The 18,424-nt window shown below is 43.0% G+C and carries 16 protein-coding genes; 12 read left to right on the top strand and 4 right to left on the bottom strand.

The genetic code is table 11. The annotated features are described in order from the left end of the window. Nucleotides 1-33: 33 nt before the first annotated feature. The gene (gene istA / locus KOE27_RS12645) at nucleotides 34-1,737 is read right to left on the bottom strand and encodes an IS21 family transposase (RefSeq protein ID WP_215239236.1); all 1,704 of its coding nucleotides are present in this window, start codon (nucleotides 1,735-1,737) and stop codon (nucleotides 34-36) included. 3 nt (nucleotides 1,738-1,740) lie between these two features. Beyond that, the gene (locus KOE27_RS12650; RefSeq protein ID WP_215239237.1) at nucleotides 1,741-1,953 is read right to left on the bottom strand and encodes a hypothetical protein; all 213 of its coding nucleotides are present in this window, start codon (nucleotides 1,951-1,953) and stop codon (nucleotides 1,741-1,743) included. Nucleotides 1,954-2,617: 664 nt separating this feature from the next. Between KOE27_RS12650 and KOE27_RS12655 the strand changes: the two genes are divergently transcribed. From KOE27_RS12655 to KOE27_RS12700, 10 genes are all read left to right on the top strand, one after another. After that, nucleotides 2,618-3,001, top strand: coding sequence for a DUF6799 domain-containing protein (locus KOE27_RS12655; protein WP_082218011.1), 384 nt, complete (start codon nucleotides 2,618-2,620; stop codon nucleotides 2,999-3,001). 611 nt (nucleotides 3,002-3,612) lie between these two features. Beyond that, complete coding sequence (locus KOE27_RS12660; RefSeq protein ID WP_229252759.1) at nucleotides 3,613-4,488, top strand: hypothetical protein; 876 nt, start codon at nucleotides 3,613-3,615, stop codon at nucleotides 4,486-4,488. Between the two features lie 29 nt (nucleotides 4,489-4,517). Further along, a complete protein-coding gene (locus KOE27_RS12665) occupies nucleotides 4,518-6,527 on the top strand; it encodes an FAD-binding oxidoreductase (RefSeq protein WP_215239238.1) in 2,010 nt (669 codons plus the stop codon). A 23-nt stretch (nucleotides 6,528-6,550) separates the two neighbouring features. Beyond that, complete coding sequence (locus tag KOE27_RS12670) at nucleotides 6,551-7,312, top strand: hypothetical protein (protein WP_215239239.1); 762 nt, start codon at nucleotides 6,551-6,553, stop codon at nucleotides 7,310-7,312. Beyond that, nucleotides 7,309-8,079, top strand: coding sequence for a cytochrome c3 family protein (locus KOE27_RS12675; RefSeq protein ID WP_215239240.1), 771 nt, complete (start codon nucleotides 7,309-7,311; stop codon nucleotides 8,077-8,079). Before KOE27_RS12670 ends, KOE27_RS12675 begins: the two co-directional genes overlap by 4 nt. Before the next feature lie 719 nt (nucleotides 8,080-8,798). Then, nucleotides 8,799-8,984: an SHOCT domain-containing protein gene (locus tag KOE27_RS12680; protein WP_229208596.1), complete on the top strand. Its 186-nt coding sequence runs from the start codon at nucleotides 8,799-8,801 to the stop codon at nucleotides 8,982-8,984. Nucleotides 8,985-9,397: 413 nt separating this feature from the next. Continuing rightward, a complete protein-coding gene (locus KOE27_RS12685; protein WP_082218017.1) occupies nucleotides 9,398-10,780 on the top strand; it encodes an NAD-dependent succinate-semialdehyde dehydrogenase in 1,383 nt (460 codons plus the stop codon). Between the two features lie 371 nt (nucleotides 10,781-11,151). Further along, nucleotides 11,152-11,733 carry a hypothetical protein gene (locus tag KOE27_RS12690; protein ID WP_215239241.1) on the top strand — a complete coding sequence of 194 codons (582 nt, stop codon included), beginning with the start codon at nucleotides 11,152-11,154 and terminating at the stop codon, nucleotides 11,731-11,733. 39 nt (nucleotides 11,734-11,772) lie between these two features. Further along, nucleotides 11,773-12,084: a hypothetical protein gene (locus KOE27_RS12695; protein WP_082218019.1), complete on the top strand. Its 312-nt coding sequence runs from the start codon at nucleotides 11,773-11,775 to the stop codon at nucleotides 12,082-12,084. A gap of 396 nt (nucleotides 12,085-12,480) precedes the next feature. Next, on the top strand, nucleotides 12,481-13,572 hold the full coding sequence (locus KOE27_RS12700) for an oleate hydratase (protein WP_255573948.1): 1,092 nt from the start codon (nucleotides 12,481-12,483) through the stop codon (nucleotides 13,570-13,572). Between the two features lie 187 nt (nucleotides 13,573-13,759). Here KOE27_RS12700 and KOE27_RS12705 read toward each other — a convergent pair whose 3' ends face one another. Both KOE27_RS12705 and KOE27_RS12710 read right to left on the bottom strand, forming a co-directional pair. Beyond that, nucleotides 13,760-14,995, bottom strand: coding sequence for a hypothetical protein (locus KOE27_RS12705; RefSeq protein ID WP_215239242.1), 1,236 nt, complete (start codon nucleotides 14,993-14,995; stop codon nucleotides 13,760-13,762). Nucleotides 14,996-15,024: 29 nt separating this feature from the next. Next, nucleotides 15,025-15,660, bottom strand: coding sequence for a Crp/Fnr family transcriptional regulator (locus KOE27_RS12710; RefSeq protein ID WP_215239243.1), 636 nt, complete (start codon nucleotides 15,658-15,660; stop codon nucleotides 15,025-15,027). Nucleotides 15,661-15,953: 293 nt separating this feature from the next. Between KOE27_RS12710 and KOE27_RS12715 the strand changes: the two genes are divergently transcribed. Together KOE27_RS12715 and nosZ are read left to right on the top strand one after the other, a co-directional pair. Further along, nucleotides 15,954-16,415: a c-type cytochrome gene (locus KOE27_RS12715; protein WP_215239244.1), complete on the top strand. Its 462-nt coding sequence runs from the start codon at nucleotides 15,954-15,956 to the stop codon at nucleotides 16,413-16,415. Nucleotides 16,416-16,444: 29 nt separating this feature from the next. Further along, the gene (gene nosZ / locus KOE27_RS12720) at nucleotides 16,445-18,421 is read left to right on the top strand and encodes a Sec-dependent nitrous-oxide reductase (RefSeq protein WP_215239245.1); all 1,977 of its coding nucleotides are present in this window, start codon (nucleotides 16,445-16,447) and stop codon (nucleotides 18,419-18,421) included. Nucleotides 18,422-18,424: the final 3 nt, after the last annotated feature.

Consider the following 18,424-nt stretch of genomic DNA (forward strand, 5'->3'; position numbering starts at 1 on the left):
TAAAATTTACTGGGATCAGCATGGCCCGGAATACTACTTGTAATGGCTTGCGCCGCGGATATTGTTATGTTCTGGAATAGTCAGCTCCGGCTGTTGATTGAGATCTTCCATATCCAAGTTGTTTTTAAGGATGTTTTCAATCGTATGATAAGATGCCTTATGGTACAGCAGTGCACGCTTGCATGCATTTTCCAAACGTGAGCGGTCATATTGTTTAAGGAAAGCCAGGATGCCCTGCGCCTGCTTATAGGCGACTTCGGGATAGCTGTACTGGCCTAATAACTTCCTGATATATTCCAGCGTACAACTGCCAACCTGTGTGGCACGGTCTTCAAAATGCTGTGGTGACCACTGCTGGTAAGCACGGTGCGTAGAAGGCATGTGGTCGGCCACAGTGGTGTAATGGCCTGGCCTGTAACTTCTTTTATGCAGGGCAATACGGTCGTGGTTATAAAATATCTCCACATGGTTATGGTTATACTGGACTTCAACAGACAGGCCGGTAAAACGGTACGGGACACTATAATAGTTGTGGTCTTCGCTCAGGAAAATATGGGAAGTGCGTTGGACTTTGGCCCTTCTGTAATGGCGGATGCTATAAGAGCCGGCAGGTAAAGCCTGGAGATATTCTTTTTCAAGGTCCACGAAGTGGCTCCGCCTGGTACCGCCGCCATGAGAGAATAAATAATCATTATATTCATCCAGGAGATCTTTAATGGACTTATTCAGTTCATCCAGACTAAAGAAGGTGAACTTGCTTAAAGGATAGAAGATCCGCTGGTATACCAGTTCAACGCTGCGCTCAACAAGCGCCTTATCCTGAGGGTGATGCGGGCGGGCCGGATCGACCACACAGCCATAATGCAAAGCAAAATCGGTAAGCGTCCTATTAATTATCGGGGCATATTTACTGCCTTTGCTGACAGCAGCTTTCAGATTATCCGATACAATAGCCTGTGGTACACCACCAATCCATTGCAGGCAGGATTCCAGGCAAAGAATGAGGTCCTCCCGTTTTTGTGAAGCAACAGCTTTTACAAAAGTATACTGGCTGCACGGCAGGACACCTACAAACACCTCTACTTCAATCTGCTCTCCGGTAGTTTTATTGATGTAGGATGAGTGTTTGCCACAGAAGTCTATAAAAAGCTTTTCTCCGGCCTTATGATCCAGCTTACCGCTATGATTATTTAAGGAGCGCCATCGGCGATAATGAAAAGTAAACTGAGTGTATTTGTAACCCTGTGGGTTCTGTTGCAGGTATTCTTTCCAAAGTGCCTGAAGAGTACACCCTGGCTTGCGCAGCTGCTTTTCGAAGTAAGAAAAACGTGCAGCTAACAGTTCGTAACGCTGCTTTTCCGTCTGTGGCTCTTCCGTGAAAAGATCGCGTAGGTCTGGCTCCGTAAGGTTGATAAGCTCGTCAAAACCAAGATTCAGCGCTGAAAAGCGGCTGGTATAATTATCGACGGTCTTACGGTTAATCTTTAACAGATCCGCAACTTTCCTGTTACTTAACCCCTTTAATTTTAATGCAATCAAGCTTCGTATTTCCATGATATTGATCCTTTGTCCGGCCATGTCGCTGAGATTTAATTCAGAAACAAGGCTATGATAAATCATGGAAAGTGGCCCAATGACTTCCGTTTTTAAGAAGTTAGATTGCCTATAATAATAGATCAGGATCGGATTAAAGGTGATTTTGGCCCATTGACTTCCGTTTTCAGAAGCTCTGACCAATTCTCACTCGAAGGAATTGGCCCAATGACTTCCGAAATCGAAATCATTATTGGCCCAGTAACCTCCGTTTTCCAGCCTAAGTGAGCAAGCTTGACCCGACGAAAACTTGGCCCAACGACCTCCGAAAATGATCCTGAATTTTGGCCCGTTGATTTCCGTTATGACTGGCCCATGATACTCCGAAATGATTGGCCCGGTGAAGTCCGTTTTAGACATGAATGGATCGTGTAATAATTAAACTAAAAAAATGTGTTAAATATCATGCAGCATAATAACCAGAATTTTGCAAAGGATATTGGACTTAGTCCAATAGTTTAGACAATATGTGATATATACAACCTTTAAACAGGCTTTTGCAATATTTTTAAAAACAAGCGCACCGATCTTTAACCCATAGTAAATCTAATCATAGTTGCAAAGAAACCTTAGAAGAGAGTTTAAAAACTAAAAAAATGGAAATAGATAATGGTTTCAATTTTTGGAGCAATGCATTTCATGATTTGTGTGGATAGTACTTTTTTCTGGGAGTTTTTGCAGCTCCATACATTATCCCGGTCAGCAAAGTAAGAAAGATTTCCCCTTGATATTTTGAGGAAGCGATTCGGATAAACTTATAAATAGATGCAAAAACTAACAATGTTATTTTTAGCCTTTACTTTCAGTTTAGGCGTAATTGCACAGAATCTGGGAATGGTCATGATAATTTAAACAATAATTCTTCCTACTCAATAACAGAAATCCTTTTGGGAGTAATTTTAATTGTAGTAGTCATCGCATTGGTGATGCGAAGTTTTAATAGTTCCAGAATTGGAAAATAATTGTCGAGTTGTCAAAGAAATAGTAAAATAATTTATTTAAACAGGCAACCATTTACAAAACTATGGAAGCCACAACTTATAAAAAGATGAAAAATTTACTAATGTTAATTATAGCTCTTGCTTTAAGTACCACAGCATTCTCCCAGGCGAAAATGGGCGAAAAAATGAAAATGAATCACAAAATGGACATGAAGAAAGACCACATAATGATGAAGGATGGGCGAATGAAGATGATGAAAAATGGCGAAGAAATTCCTATGGATAAAGAAATGACAATGCAAAATGGTACGAAGGTGATGGCGGACGGGATGTATACAAACAAAGATGGTGCAACAATGACAATGAAGAATGGTGATATGATGGACATGGAAGGAATGATAAGCAAGATGCCATTGAAGGGAAAATCAACCAGGAAAGGTAGAATGGGCAAAATGAAGATGCAGTAATAGAAGAGTTGGAGCAAGGTTCCGTTATAAGTTTACGGTGTCAAAAAATAAAAATGGATAAAGGTGTGCCCATAGCATTTTGAAGGAATACCATTGAAAGAGATCATAATCTTAAGAACATGCTTATTGATAAGCAAAAGCAAAATGGAAGCACCAAAATTTAAATTAAGAATACAATACTGATGATACCTTTTCAATTAGTACGGTTATGTTTGCCCATGATGACAAAACGGATATAACATAAAGTTGGACGAAGAGAAACACGAGATAGACGTCAAGAAATACCATGTAATGATGACCAAATGAAGATAGAAAAAATGGTACATACCTTTAACATCTCAAATGCGGAGCTACTTATAGCTTAACTGTTTCTGCTCCAATGAATGGAACTTGTGAAGTCAAAGATAAAAATGGGAAAACGGTTCTTCTGGTCCATGGGAACTACAAACAATATGGTGGTTGCGCCTTACACTGTCTTCAAATGAAAAACGAACATAATGATATGGAAATGAATTGACACCAAGTAAGTAATTAAGTGAAAGGTATCGTATACAATACAAATTTAATTTTTCGAAACTCATAGTATTTTAAAACAGATAAAAATCATCATTATGGAAACATCAATTTCAATAAGCCGTATTTCTTTTGGTACAGGTTGTAGACTATTTATAGAGAGTAAAAGTACAGGTTTGTCATTAATGGTGGGCTTCATCATTATTTTATTTGCGTCTCCTTTCATCATTGGCTGTAATGGTAGTAATACTAATAATAGTCTAAAAACAGACTCTACTGCACAATCTAACGTGCAAAGGAATGGCGACGTTACTGAGGAAATCCATAAGGGAATGGAAATGATTAAATCCGGCAACGAACTGGTTAACAAAGGGCAAAAAGCCAATGATAAGTCAATGATAGATAATGGGATGGCTCAAATGGATAAGGGAATGCAAATGGTAAAAGCCGGACAAAGTACCATGAATAGGCCTGAACATGAAAATGAAGATATGGATGATAAAATGGCAATGGGTGATAGCATAAAAAAGACAGCAGGAAAAGATATGGATATGAGTGATAACGGAATGAATATGATTCATCAGGGATTAGACGTAGCTAAGTCTGGCAAAATGATTACCCAGCATGCACTAAAAAACAAGGATAAGCCGATGATGCAAACCGGCATGAGTATGATGGATAAAGGTATGGCGATGATTACCATGGGTAAAGAAATGATGGGAAAAGACAGCAACGTTATGGCCGATAAACCCATGTCTGATGATATGGATATGATGGATAAAGGCATGGCTATGATGGATATGGGCAAAGGTATGACCAGCAAAGCTATGGGACCAGCAGATAAGCCCATGATGGATGATGATATGGATAAGGGTATGGATATGATGGACAAGGGCATGGACATGATGGGAATGGGCGCAGATAAAATGAAAAAAGACAAAAAACCAATGCCTATGAAGGATGATGATATGTAATTTTAATAGACGACCATAAATATTCTACGATGAATTTGTTCCGTTGTATCATTTTTACTGCTCTTTTCTGCATAATTTTTACTGTTTTTGCATTTTCCGCTATTGCACAAACTGCTGATGAGCATGAAGGCCACCATCCCGACAAAGTAGCAGCAGATACTGCTGCTTCAATGAATAAGATGGCAAATGCAAAAGATGCCAGCGGTGCCACGAAGGATATAGGTGCTGGTAAGAAAGCCAGTGGAATGGGGGCAGGCATGGGCGATATGATGAAGGATATGGGCAAGCCTACCAATAAGGAAATGTATCCTACACTGATGCAGGCAAATGAGCTCACCCCGGAAAAACGTATTGAAATAAACCAGTTAGCAAATAAGCAAATTACCGAAGGTAATGCCTTGCTGGATATAGGTTTAAAACAACTTTCAGGTGCCACCCGTTTGCAGGATCTGGAGGCTATCAAAGAAGCAAACCAACAGATGCACCGCGGACAAATGATGCTGGAAAGCGGCCTGGAAGGCCAGCGGGCATTAGCAGAAAGTATAGACCCACGCCTTACAGCTTTACAATGGTTTAACAGGGAAATGAACCTTAATGCCATCGAAAATGCAAAAAAGCACAGTTTTATGGGGCTTTCCTGGTTTCATTACATCACCATGTTTTTGCTCACCGCGTTTGCAGTAACGATGGTTTGGATGTATTTCCACAAAATGAAACGTGCCAATGCACTTGTTGAAAAATTATCGGGCAATCCAAAAGAGGATGTACCACCACCAGGTTCGGATAAATCAGGTGCAGCATCTGCCGCAGATAAACCGGGCACTATTCCGACTGCTTCCCCTGCTGATAAAGCCGGAGCACCACCTGCTGTAAATCCCGATAGTGCACCATCAAAACCAAATTCATGGACAGGTACTTTGCTTGTTGCAGAAATTTTTTTAGAAACGCCCAATGTAAAAACTTTCCGCCTTACAGAACCAGGAGGTAAAAAAATCCCCTTTAATTTCCTGCCCGGCCAGTTCATTACAGTAACCATTAATCCAGCGGGTGTACCTGTAAAACGTTCGTATACGATTGCTTCCTCGCCCACACATACAGAATATTGCGAAATAACGGTGAAGCACGAAGAGAAGGGAACGGTTTCGCATTATATGCACAACGAAGTTCATATTGGAGAATTAATGCAGTTTACCGGGCCCTCTGGCAAATTCACTTTTACAGAAACACATGCAGACAGCGCTGTATTCATTGGTGGTGGCGTAGGATTAACGCCAATGATGAGTGCCGTCCGTTATTTGACAGACCGCTCCTGGAAAGGTGAAATATATTTTTTCTTTGCATGTAAGAATGAAAGCAGTATTATTTTTCGAGAAGAACTATTATACCTGCAAAAACGCTACTCTAATTTACATGTGTTTTTTGTACTTAGCCAACAACAAGGCGAGGCCGGGGTGGACTTTATCCCCGGTCCTATTACTAAAGAAATAATAACAGAACGAGTGCCGGATATTATATCCCGTATGATTCACATTTGCGGGCCAAAACCCATGATGGATGCGGTAAAATTGATGATGGATGCGTTAAAAGTGCCTAAGGAAAATGTGATGGTAGAGGTATTTGCCGGCCCGCCACCAGCAGCTAAAACGCCGATACAACCAACTGGTGCTCCTGTAAAACCACCAGAGGGAAGTGAAGCAGCGCAGCCAGCTGCCACACCTGAAGAAGGAAAAGCTGCGGTGTCCCAGAATAAAGAACCTGCTTCACCTGAGCAAGATAAGGGTGGGGTGGTCACGTTTGTCAAATCAAATAAAACAGCAGTACTTACAGCGGATAAGTCGGTACTCGAAGCATCGGAAGAGGCCGGCGTTAACATCGATTATTCCTGCCGCGTTGGAACATGCGGTGTGTGCAAAATAAAGTTGATTTCAGGTATGGTGACCATGGCCGTAGAAGATGCATTGACAGAGGAGGATAAGGCGGAAAATATAATTTTGGCTTGTCAGGCAAAGGCAACCGAAGCTGTTTCAGTTGATGCTTAAATTTTTACGAAAGGAATACATAAATGAAACGGGAACGCACCATCATGGTCTCCATGCTTATACTACAACTTATTTTGTGGTTAGGCTTTTTGGTGCATCAGTCTCCACGGTTTGCAGGTAGCCTTACCGGTGGCATACTGGCAATTACAGCCGCTTTGCTGATGATTGTGCCGCCTCTTTTATATTCAGCCACCAAACGGATACCTTTTTTTAAAGAAAAAATTACAAAGAGTATTTCAATGGGCACATTACTTACCTGGCATGTTTATACAAGCATCGTTGGTGCCATTCTTGCTATACTCCACACGGGCCACCGATTCGAAAGCAATCTTGGTATATGGCTTACCGTAATGATGATGCTTACGGTATTAAGTGGTTTTACAGGAAGGTATTTTCTTAGTTATTCATCAAAAGAAGTCAATGAGAAACAAGCTGAACTCAACCTTTTGGCTACGCAATACAACCAGTTAATTAATGAGATAGGTAAGCAACCAGAATCAGGGGCGAGTCATGTTGTCTCCAATAATTTGATAAGCCGTGCCTTCAACAGCTTTGTAGGCACTCAGGGTATTGCTACAGATCCTAAATCCCTGCTATCGCACCGGGCTTTGCTTTTGACTGAGTCCATTGCGGATCTTGAATATGCTATTAAAACACACGAATTACTAAAACGAAGAACAGCCCGATGGTTAAAAATCCATATCATCACATCTTCTGCGTTTTATATTTTACTGATACTGCATATTTGGTCAGCCATTTATTTTGGGTTAAGATATCTTAGATGAAAAAATTAATTGGCATACTTATTCTTATATTTTACATAGCGGTAGTTTCTCACTACGGTAATTTTGATTTTACAGAAAAAAATAGCTGGCAAGCACAAGCAAGTCCAGGTAAATTGTCTTCTGCCCATGAAATGCTTTCAGCCAATTGTGCAACCTGCCACACGGCTACAATAGGTGTCGACAATGCAAAATGTATCACCTGCCATGGCGATAACAAGGCCTTACTAGAGCGGCAGCCCACTGCTTTTCACGGTGTGATCGGCAATTGTTCCTCCTGTCATATTGAACACCAGGGCCCAGATGCGAATTTGCGGGTGATGGACCACGAGGCAATGGCGCTTCTTGGTGAAAAAATAATTGGCGATGAAAAAAAATCTTTTCAGTTAGATGAATCAATCATACCGGCTGACCACCCGCTGGTTTCAGATCAGATTGCAAAACTTAATTGTGCCACCTGCCACGGCACAAAAGATAAGCATCTTGGTTTGATGGGCAATAATTGTGCATCCTGCCATGCCGCTACCCAGTGGACAATTCCTGAGTTCCAGCATCCGTCGGTACTTTCTATTAATTGTTCCCAATGCCACCAGGCTCCGCCGAGCCACTATATGATGCACTTCGAAATGGTTTCTAAAAAGGTTGCCGCCCGAAGTGATGAAAAAGGGAACGGTTGTTGCGAAGCTGTTTTAGTTAATCAATGTTATTCTTGCCATAAAACAACTTCATGGAATGATATCCAGGGAGTGGGTTTTTATAAACACCATTAAAACACATTGAATAAGCATCTGCTATACTTCATCAAACCAATGAAATGAAAATAATCGACTATAGTCAAATGCTAATCGATGGCCAATGCTATCTGAGCTTTATGGCGCTGTGGATGCGCCAATGCTAGGAAAAAGCCTAATGTAAAAAGCGGTATTGAAAAAATCGAAGGCACCATTGGTAAGCCCTGAAATTGCTGCTGCTATTTTGCTTTTTAGCATCAAATAAGCAAGCTTTATCAATGGCACTGTTCTGGTGGTAGATGGAGGAAGGGTGCAGGTATATAATCAATAGCAAAGGTCTGTTTAATAACAACCTTAGTTTACAATGAACAAAGCACTTTCGCTGTAACCGTGACTTGTATCCGTTCTCTCATTTTTATATCAGTAAATTATGCAACTTAAACCCAAAGGTATGTAAGATTATTCGTATCAATAAGAGGAACTTTGCTATGAAGGGAAAACCACTTATGAGGATTGATTAAATACATAGGTATGGATACCGGGTTGTAAAAAAATAAAATTGAGGATTGTCATTTCCAAACATGACCACTATCATAAAGCGCTGAAAGAAGAGGTTCTACTTTTAATCAAATTTAAATAGCTTGTTTTGAAGTGGTTACAATAACTGCTTCCATCTATTCCGTTTAAAGACTTCTCATAGTTAATCTTCTAATTTTAAAAACAAAAAAATGTATAACAGCGGTTATCAGTTCGTGGGAATGCACTTTATATGGTGGTTCATTTGGCTAGGATTAATTTTCTGGATTTTTGCTACGCCTTACAATATTCCAGGTCAGCGAAAAAAGAAAGATACTCCTCTTGACATTTTGCAGAAGCGTTTCGCTTCAGGACAAATAACAAAGGAAGAATACCAGGAGCATAAAAAAATTTTGCGGGTAGTTTAACCATATTAAATAACTGCAACAAATCTATCTGTTAAAGATAAATGATTTTCTTTTAAACCGGTAACCATCAGGTTTAGCTGTAGAAATGTATGAAGAAGCTACTGCCTTTCATTGCTGCCTTTTCTTTAAGTTCATGTGTAATATTTGCCCAAGAACACAGAATGGAGAAAATAGGCAAAAGGATTTGGTCTAAAATGATTTAAATGATAAACAGTTGTGAGCATATCCCTAATTGTGCTGACCGTTTCGGCATTTGTCTTCTTTACCGGCCTTTCTGTTATGGCAAAGCATAACTAGCCCCTAGTTTTTGCACAGTCTCACGGTGTTAAAAAATTGTTCTTCTGTGCGATTCAAAAAATGAATACGAGAAGGCAAAGAACTTGAAATATTAATCAAACTAAAAAGAAATAAACATGTCTATTCAAACAATTAATCCCACAACAAACCTTGCGCTCAAGACTTTTGAAGAAATGACAGAGGAGGCAGTGGATGCTGCTGTAGCACAAGCCTTAACAGCATTTGGCGACTGGAAAAGAACCACTTACGAGCAACGTGCCCGTTTATTGCACAAGGTAGCTGACTTGATGCGCGAAAAAAAAGAAGCATTGGCAACAACAATCACTTTGGAGATGGGCAAACTCATCTCCCAGGCGGAAGCTGAAATAGTTTTAAGTGCTGATATTTTTGATTACTACGCCGACAATGGTGCCGTCTTTCTCGCCGATAAAAATCTTAGCCCCGAACATGGAAAAGCGTTTATCCGCCACAGCCCAGTAGGTGTGCTGTTAGGTGTAGAACCGTGGAACTTTCCATATTACCAGGTGGCCCGTTTTGCCGCGCCTAACATAATGATAGGCAATACAGTGCTGGTAAAACATGCGTCCATCGTGCCTCAATGCGCCATCACCATAGAAGAATTGTTCAAAGAAGCGGGTGCCGCACCGGGCATTTATACCAACCTTTTGATATCAGGCAGCCGCGCTTCGGTATTAGTGCGCGATAAAAGAATTAAAGGGGTTTCCCTTACTGGCAGCGAGGAAGCGGGGGCAAGCGTAGCATCTGAAGCCGGCAAAAATTTAAAAAAATCTGTTCTTGAATTGGGGGGAAGCGACGCCTTTATCATATTGGAAGATGCCGATATTGAAAAGACAGTTGAATGGGCAGTTGTGGGTAGAATGAATAATAACGGGCAATGTTGTGTGGCATCTAAACGGTTTATTGCCGTAGAAGCTGTGGCCGACGAGTTCCTGGAACGATTCAAAAACCGGTTGTCTAATATAGTGGTCGGCGACCCAATGGACAAGACTACTGAATTAGGACCCCTGAGTAGTGAAGGCGCAGCAGTACAGTTAGCCGACCAGGTCAAGCGGGCTGTAGATGCAGGAGCAAAAGTATTGATAGGTGGCAAGCGTGTTGACCGCCCTGGCGCTTTTATGCAACCTACTATTCTCACCGATATTAAACCAGGCAATCCTGCATATCTGGAAGAGTTGTTTGGACCGGTTGCCTCTTTTTACCGCGTCAAAAATGAGCAGGCTGCTATTGACCTTGCTAATGACTCACCATTTGGTTTAGGCGGTTCTGTTTTCACGCAAGACATTGAACGAGGCCAGCGGGTGGCTGACCAGATTGATACCGGAATGGTTTTCATTAATCACCCTACATGGACACAAGCTGATTTGCCTTTTGGGGGCACCAAGCGTTCAGGTTACGGACGTGAGTTATCAGAGTTAGGTATTGATGAATTTGTAAACAAAAAACTTATTCGCACAAGCGAACTAACCGACCCTTTTTAATAATCTCTAAATAGCGCTGTTATTCATTTCAAAGCTATTTATTTCCTGCTGAATAGAACCATAAAAGTCCACGGGAGTGATATATGGATGCTTGACAGACAAACAAATGTCGGTGCTAAAAAATAAACAAGAAAACGACTTTTGTTCTTTTATTACAATTAGAGCAGAAGCTGATGCGGCTGAAAAAGAATTTTTTAAGTAGGATTTTTATGTACTAGGAAATGTCACTTTAATCATCGTTGCGTCGCACTCTTGTGCATTTTGTATAACAGGCAGCAATGAACATTTACCAGAGCGAACCAAATGACATTCAACGGTACGCAAAATCGCCAATGATGCTTTCCCATGTTGAATTTGAATAATGAAAATGTATGTGTGTTGTAGAAATGCTATCGCGATTAATTAAAATTCGAAAGAATTGGCAATTGTTTCTTTTAGCTGCCATGATAATAAATAACCAACAACTGTCTGCGCAAGCACTAAAAGCGACTAATCCACCAATGTATTTTCTGAATACAGGAGTGTTTTTTTCACCCTCAATGGAGGATACTTATTTCAGTCCGGCATTGGATGTAGAAACGGGATTTTGGAAAATGAACAACAAGAATTTTTTTAGCTGGGGCGCTTCTGCTGAGGTTTGGCACTTTAGCAGTATAATGTATGGATTAAATAATCCAACCATAAAGAATAATACTGATGCTTTTATTAATCTGAATGGGATATTTTATTATGATAACAAGATCATCACTCCATATGTGATGCCAACCTTTTCTTTTGTTTCAGATTTTAAAGATGTTGGTATTGCCGCAGGAATTGCCTTGGGGCTAACTCACAAAACAAGCAAAAGGTTAGAAACCTTCATACAAGCGAAATCAATCAGATTTTCTAAACCACTCAATTATCTGAACATGAATTTTATTATGATTGGACTATCTTTAAAATTATCAGAATGAATTATACGGCGAACACCAGGGCATTGTTTAAAGAGAGTAATGAATATTAATTTTTTCTATAACAAATTCTGGAACCACGGTCCGGCGAGAAATTTTTGGAAGTTGGACCGGGTCCCGGCATTCAGGCGCTGCCCTGTAGCGGAGGCTTTGCTACCGGGAGGTACACTCGATGTTCTGGATATACAGCGGAAGATGCTGATGCACTTGACCACCTGGCAACAAAAAGGCACGTTATCAACATACGGGCAAAGTTTGGAGATGCGCAAAATACCGCTTTATCAGGATGCCGTATTTAATGCTGTGTACATGATAGGAACCCTCGGGGAAATTCCGGATCAGCCCGTGCGCTGATGGGTTTCTCCGGCTACTCAAACCGGACGGGCGACTTTATAACAAGCGAAGTTATTATTGACACGGATTTTATATCTCTTGCTGCCTCTAAAAAAGAAGGCATGTGAGGCGGGCTTTGCGTATGAGCGGAGTAGCGACCAACCATTTCTTATTTCACAAGATTTAGGCGAAAAGACAGAGGTACTTTAATGCCACGAGACAATATGAAATTCATTTATATGAGCCCGGCCTTATTGCTGCCATGAAGCAGCCATTGCATCGCACTCTTGTACAGAAGGTTCAACCACTCACCATTGCAAAGCATTATTCGCACAGGCCCGCCTGGTCTGCAATGGCAGGGTTGTAACACCAGACCCAGACGAGCTCTTCAACCACCTGCTCGACATCCGTCAAGCGATTTCCACGCACCATCAGTCGGAAAATTTACCAATAGAGTCGATTTTCGAACCGGTTTTCTTTGACTCTCGCACCTGGGAGTTAGTTTCCTCGCTTTTTTGTTTGCAGCCCTGGCATTCAATAAAGCAGTTAGCGCTTTGTTTCAACCTTATTGAGCATCATCAGATTAGCATCGACACGCTGCAGGGGTTGGAAAAAACAAGATATAACCAGTTCGATACGCTCATCTTCCCGACACTCCGCTGGTTAATTGATCAAGGAGTCCGTTTCAGACACAACAGTGAGGTTACAGACATTATATTCAAGCAGGACGATAAAGGCAAGTTGTTCGCGCAGGGCCTGACATATATACATTCAGGGGAAGAACACACCTTAAATTTAGGGCCGCAGGCTTGTGTGTTTGTAGCAAACGGCTCGGTCGCCTCAGATTTTTCTATTGGCGAACATAACTCCGCGGCCTTAATGACGGAGCGGCCTGGAAACGACTGGAACTTGTGGCATAGCCTTTCCAACAAAGTGAAAGGATCTGGCGATCCGGTCCAGTTTGTAAACCGGATCCGTCAGACAACTGTCGTTTCATTCACAGTTACCAGCCCTAACAAGAAGATTTTCCAGCTCATGGAACAACTTAGCGGTAATGTCGATGGCACGGGCGGCCTGACGACTTTACACGCTTCAAACTGGCAGATTTCCATTAGCCTGCCCTATCAACCCTATTTTCTGGGACAACCCGAGCACATTTCCGTATTCTGGGGATACGGATTATCGCCTTACACGTTAGGTAACTTTGTCAAGAAAGCCATGGTAGAGTGCTCAGGGGAAGAAATCCTCAGAGAAATTATTAGCCACTTAAATTTTAGCCAGGACCAGCACAAGATAATGGAAGGCACCAATTGCCGCCACCTGATCTTTCCGTATTTTACCGCGCCGTTGCTACCCTCGGCCGACAAGCCGGAAGTAGTCCCCAATGGAGTCGGTAATCTTGCCTTTATTGGTCAATTCACAAACGTGGATGATTATCCCTGTCTCAATATCGAGTATGCAGTCAGGTCAGCTCGGCGGGCGGTATACAAGTTGCTTGGGCTGGGATAGAATCGCAGCAAGCCAAAGGCGCTGCGATGTTCTTTACAGCGCTATCATATCCAACAGTCAATCGATGTATATGAAAGACAGTATTACATCCGCTATGTTAACACCACTTTCGGATTCGGCCTATAAATTGACAGAGACTTTATACAGCTCCCATTATAATCAAGCAAACCTCTAGGGCACTTTAAGTTCAATGGTCGCAAGCAGGAAAAGACGGCTCCCGCCGCAAATAGCCCCAGAGAGCAATTCCGATCCCACATGCCATGAGCAGGGCTGCGCCGGCCAAAAGAACGGATGCACCAGCAAATGCAATTTGAAAAACTGTATTGAAGCCCTGAAACAATAAGAAAGACTCATTTAAAAAAATTCCGGCAACAAAAATATAAAGGCCTGCCGCAGCTAATTTGTTCTGAGGCAATATCTGGGTCATACTTAACCAGGCCAAGACAAACAATGTTATCATGGCCAGCAAGACCAAATGCAGGTAGGCGATGATGATAGGGCGAACGCCGAATGCAAAATGGGCTAGGACGGGAACGGAGGATGCTGCCTGCAAGCCAAATTTGATTGTCGCTGCGATTGCTGCTAAAAGAAGCATCAACTTTATTACGTTTGGTTGACCGGATGTGATTTGAGAGGTATTTCGCCAGATTGTTCTAAGCAGCCAGCACCATGTAGCCAGTTGAATGACACTGGCCAAAATCGTCAGAATTTGTAGGCCAAGCGGACGTAGCATCTCGTTAATGGACAGGAAGTAGGTCAGCACACAACAGATAGTGAAAAGATAGAGAAAAACGTCGTTTCTTACCTGGATGATTCTTTTACGATGTAGCCACTGCTGCAACAATCCCAAAGAGGCAAAAGAAAACCAGCCGTTATACTGAAAGTGAAGAAAAAAATAGATAGAAGCCAATTTTAGTGGAGCATTGCCCATCTTGGAAGCCATCACGTACGCGAGTGAGAATGTGCCAAGACTTGATAACACGTTAAAAAACAAAGCAGCTAAAAACCATTTTCTCCAGGGTGCATCACGAAATTGATTGCTTGTGTCGGTTTGGAAAAAATACAAGAAAACGATCCCTACCAGTATCGAAAGGCTCGAAAAAGCAATCGAAACAGCGCCATACCCTTGAAAAAGGAAGCTGACTAACATCCCGTATGAGCAAACAAGGTTAAATGCCAGGAGCGACGAATATTTTGTCGGCAAATTCTCACCGGGCTTTGCACTGCTGATGACTGCTGCGATAGCGAGCATTAATACCTGCGTTAACCATCCGGAGAATGCAAAATGGGAATGGGCATGAAGCACAAATCGCTGCTCGACCCATGGAAACGGCAGCAATATCTTCAACCGCATCAGCAGCCCCAGGCAGGCTACGATAAAGAGGTTGGCAACCGAAATCATTGCCCAGGATCTAATTGTCATTCGCTGGAAGAACATAAAACAAAAACTGGCTATTCGATGATTGTCTGCATCCCCTGCAAGCGATCAAGCGACTTGAGGAAAACCTTGCCCTTGGCAATGCGGACGCTCCCGCGCATTTCCAGGCTCTTGGTAGCACGGATCACAGTTTCAACACGCATTCCTGTCAGGTTTGCAATCTGTTGTCTTGTCAGCAAAACCTTGCCACAGTTATGGCAAACATTATTCGTGTTCCGCTGCAAGTACTTGTAAAGTTCCCATACAGTCTGCTCCGGCGAGTGGGATGCCAGCTGTTTAACCAGGAATAGCTTAAATCGTAGTTTTTGCGATAGCATTTGGTTGAACATCATACTGATTTCCGGATGCTCCTGTAAAAGTCTATGAAATGGATCGATTCCCAGTTTAATAACCAAGCAGTCGGTTTCGGCGACAGCGGAACAAGCATACGGCTGCCGGTCAAAAACCGGCAGCTCGCCAAAACACTCCCCGGGCCCTGCTAGCGCTTGCAACGTTTCTTTCCCATCATGGTGGAAATTTGACCAAGAGACGGATCCTTCCAGTAACTGAAAGTAAAAAGCCGCGGGCTCCCCTTCTTGAAAGATTACCTCCGTTGCCTTTACCTTTTTTACCGTCGCGCCGGCGCCAATCAAGAGTTCTGGTTCTATCATTGTCGGTTCATATTTCAACCAAGATAAATAATGGCATTTCGGGGAATTATGACCACATCACATCTCTAATGATGATAAAGTTCATTTTTTGCCCAACTCGCTGATTACAAACAACTTGCCGGCACAAAGTTCAATCAATTGCCACTCCGCTTCCTTTTTCAGGGCATTTGGCTGTGGTTTATGCGTCCACGCATAAAGTGGACATACCCTCATTCCTACATTTGTAACCAACGGAAGAAGCAATGGTACCAATTTTTACTCAAAAAAATACTACACATTAATTCTACACAAAAATGAAGACAACAATTAACATTTTGATCAGCGCCCTATTGCTTTATGGCTGTGGTCAAAAGTCGGAAAACGGCAGCGACACAACTGCAAGCGAGAATAAGCCCAAAATTGAGGACTATGACCCGCAAAGGGGACAAGGCAAATTCGACAAAGTAGAATTACCGGCCAAATTGGACGACGCAATGGCTAAAAACGGGAAGTCTGTCTTTGATTTGAAATGTTCGAGCTGCCACAAATTGACAGACGAGAAGCTTGTCGGTCCAGGTTGGAAAGGTGTAACTACCAGGCGTAAGCCGGAGTGGATTATGAATTTTATTACCAATCCCGACGCAATGATCGACAAAGACCCGGAGTTGCAGTCGCAGCTTGAAATCTGTCTGGTAAGGATGCCCAATCAGAGCTTGTCCGACGATGATGCCCGGCACATCCTTGAATTTATGCGCCAGAATGATGGTGTGAAGTAATCTACCCTATTCTCTCAAATCAAAATTTTATGAAGACAACTAAGTACATCCTAGGCGCAGTTTGTGCAGCGGCCACCCTGGGCACAATCTCCTCGTGCAAACCCAAAAGTGCAGACACGGCGATTGGGGGCGATGCCGCCGCCAAAACCTACGTTGCGCCAGGCAAATATGACGAATTCTATAACTTTGTTTCCGGTGGTTTCAGCGGGCAACTTTCCGTATACGGGATTCCATCCGGCCGGTTACTGCGCGTGATACCTGTATTTTCCATGGATCCCGAAAAAGGTTGGGGGTTCAGCGAAGAGACCAAGCCAATGCTCAATACTTCGCACGGTAGTGTGCCCTGGGACGATCTGCACCATGTGCAGCTTTCGAAGACAAACGGCGAAAATGATGGACGCTGGGTGTTTGTCAATGGAAATAACACCCCCCGGCTGGCAAGAATCGATTTGAAAACATTCCGTACCGCCGAGATCCTGGAACTACCCAACAGCGGCGGTAACCACTCCTCGCCGTTCATTACAGAAAACACGGAATATGTGGTGGCGGGGACTCGTTTTAGCGTACCAATGGATGAGTCTGATGGAGACGTGCCTATTAATACCTACAAAAAGAACTTCAAGGGTACTCTCAGCTTCGTGAGCGTCAATCAGAAAGACGGCAACATGGATATCGCTTTTCAGATCGAAACCCCCGGTGTCAATTTCGATTTAAGCCGGGCGGGAAAAGGCCCTTCGCATGGCTGGTTTTTCTTCTCTTGTTACAACACCGAACAAGCCAATACGCTGCTTGAGGTTAACGCCTCCAAAAATGACAAGGACTTTATCATGGCAGTGAACTGGAAAAAAGCTGAAGAGTATTTGAAGGCCGGAAAAGGGAAAAAAGTAAAGGTCAGGTATGCGCACAATAAGTACAGTGAGGAAAGCCACACTTCCGTTTCTGAGCTGAAAAACGAAGTTATAGTGCTCAATTCAAAGGAGCTCAAAGACCTGTGCTACTTCATCCCATGCCCTAAATCTCCGCATGGCATCGATGTTGATCCGACAGGAGAGTATATGGTCAGCAGCGGAAAGCTCGCTGCCCTGATCCCGGTTTTTTCGTTTTCCAAGATGATCAAGGCGATCGAAAACAAATCGTTTGAAGGGGCCTATAATGGCATTCCGGTCATTAAGTATGAAGCTGCACTCTATGGCGAGGTTCAAAAACCTGGGCTCGGTCCGTTGCACACCGAATTTGATGGACGGGGAAATGCCATTACGACGATGTTTGTTTCATCCGAAATTGTGAAGTGGAACATCAAGGACCTTAAAGTCATCGACCGCCAGCCTACATTCTATTCTCCCGGCCACTTGATGGTTCCCGGAGGCGACTCGAAGAAACCCGACGGCAAGTATGTGATTTCATATAACAAGATAACCAAAGACCGTTTTCTACCTACCGGCCCGGAGCTCGCCCAGAGCGCACAGCTCTTCGATATTTCTGGCGACAAAATGCAGCTGATACTCGATTTCCCAACCATTGGAGAGCCTCACTATGCACAGGCAATCAGGGCGGATAAAGTTAAAGAACAGTCGTTGAAAACATTCAAACTGGAGGCCAACAAGCACCCGTACGTTTCGAAAGGCGAGGCCCAGACCAAAGTTGTCCGGGAAGGAAACAAGGTTCATGTGTACATGACAGCAATACGCTCGCACCTTACACCTGATAACATCGAGGGCGTCAAGCTCGGGGACCAGGTCTATTTCCACCTGACCAACCTGGAACAAGACTGGGACGTACCGCACGGATTTGCTGTCAAAGGCGCCAACAATGGGGAGCTGCTCGTGATGCCAGGTGAAACTCAAACCCTGAAATGGGTTCCTGACCGCGTGGGTATCTTTCCGATCTACTGTACGGACTTTTGCAGCGCGTTACACCAGGAGATGTCAGGCTACGTCCGCGTCTCTGGCGCAGCCAGCAAAGTTGCCCTTGTAGGAAATACAGGCACTAACCTACCTGCTGAATAACTG

Source organism: Dyadobacter sp. CECT 9275 (assembly GCF_907164905.1).
GTDB classification, from domain to species: domain Bacteria; phylum Bacteroidota; class Bacteroidia; order Cytophagales; family Spirosomataceae; genus Dyadobacter; species Dyadobacter helix.